The following is a 1209-nucleotide window of genomic DNA, read 5'->3' on the forward strand; positions in this document are numbered from 1 at the left end:
CGTGACGTACTTGGCCACATACCCGGCAACCGCACCACCTGACAGGTCGTCAGCTTGATCGGTCTCGGAATGCCGGCGAATTGGGTGAGCGTCGAACTGCCCTCCCCAACAGACCCGCTCCATGCCGTACGCCTCGGAGCCGGGGACCGTGACGAAGCCGGACGCGGCAGCATGCTCGACCGCATCCAAGAGCACGTCCTCTGTCGCCCAGTCCGGGGCGGACGAGGAGGGACCATCCGGCCCGTCCATCCGCACGACGGCATGGAAGTGAACGGCCCCGCGCCGCTGGAACTCGGCGACCTTGGCGAAGGACACAACCAGGTGGTCACCGAGCTTGGAACGCGGCACCCCACCGGCCGAGGCCAGATAGCGGCGCACGGCCGTGGTGAACCGGTCCCACAGCCGTCCAGCGTGCGCGTGCCACAGCACATGGCCCACGTAGTCGTAGCAGTCCGGGCACAACGGCAGACCAACCGGAGGGTCATCCTCGGTGTGCACCAGGCCACAGCCCAACAGCCGCCCATGCTCGCAGCGCGGATCATCCCGACGAGGACAGCACCGCTCGCCCTCGCGCACCCGATGCACCGGCCCAAAGGACGGAGCAGTCAGGGTGACGAACAGCCGAGGGCGATCCTGAACCGCATCGGGCACACCCTTGCCGCCGGACAGGCCCGCACGAACGAGCTGGAAGGTATCCCCGGCATGCAGGTAAGCGCACGGCTCACACACCGAGGCACGCCGGTTGCGGCAGCGCACCGCCAGCCGCTCACCCGGCTCCCCGTCCGTCGAGTAGGACGAGAGCACCTCGCCCGTGACCGCATCACGGGTGATGGACGCCCCAGAAAGGTAGACCGGGTGGGCACAGCCGCCAACGGCCTTGATCTGCTCCTTCCAGCGCGAAAAGAGCGGATCCTTCAGGAGCCGTATGAGGTCACGGTCCGCCTCTGAGGGAGCTTGTATTCGTTGTTCGCGCGCCAGCACGACGGAACGCCCGGCCGGAACGGACAACGCGCCGGACGGGCTGATAGTGGGCGTGGTGGTGGTGCCGGATTCGACTGACATGACGCGGCCTCCAGAGCCTCAGGTCAGGAAGTAGATGGCGGGTATTCATGGCTTCTCTCCTTTGCGCTCACAGGGCGCGTATGCTGCGTACGCCCTGGTCAGGCGCAGCCAATTTGCCTTTGTATTGTATGAGTTGCCATCGGCAGC

1 protein-coding gene is annotated in these 1209 nt (G+C 66.5%); it reads right to left on the reverse strand.

Features of this window, described 5'->3' with window-relative positions; translation table 11 throughout:
• On the reverse strand, window positions 1-1062 hold a 1062-nt coding region (locus tag AQJ67_RS41020; protein ID WP_062724668.1), incomplete at its 3' end, for a replication initiator.
• Window positions 1063-1209 lie beyond the last annotated feature (147 nt).

Source organism: Streptomyces caeruleatus, assembly GCF_001514235.1.
Taxonomy (GTDB): domain Bacteria; phylum Actinomycetota; class Actinomycetes; order Streptomycetales; family Streptomycetaceae; genus Streptomyces; species Streptomyces caeruleatus.